Genomic DNA, 264 nt, shown 5'->3' with positions numbered 1-264 from the left:
TCATACATTAAACTAAATTCAAGAGGCTTTCCGTCTTTCTCGCGCACGGTCTTGCCATTCGGAAGCTTCCAGCCGGCCGCATCTAATAACTCTTTTGCTTTTTCTGTATCATAGTTGATTTGCTTTACATCAATATCAGACGTGTATGGGAAGTCTGTCGGCAAAATATGATCTGCTTTTTCTTCTAACCCTGAGGTGATGCCTTTCACCATGGCTTCTTTGTCAAAACCGTATTGCAGGGCCTGCCGCACGCGCTCATCAGAA

At 44.7% G+C, this 264-nt stretch carries 1 protein-coding gene; it reads right to left on the bottom strand.

Annotation, left to right across the window (positions count from 1 at the left end; translation table 11 throughout):
- Window positions 1-264 (bottom strand): ABC transporter substrate-binding protein (locus CF394_RS03160; protein ID WP_243370650.1); only part of this gene is annotated, 264 nt, incomplete at both ends.

Source organism: Tetzosporium hominis (assembly GCF_002265435.1).
Classification (GTDB): Bacteria; Bacillota; Bacilli; order Bacillales_A; family Planococcaceae; genus Chryseomicrobium; species Chryseomicrobium hominis.
The sequence above is the reverse complement of the archived record's forward strand: the minus strand, read 5'-3'. Positions and strand labels throughout refer to the sequence as shown.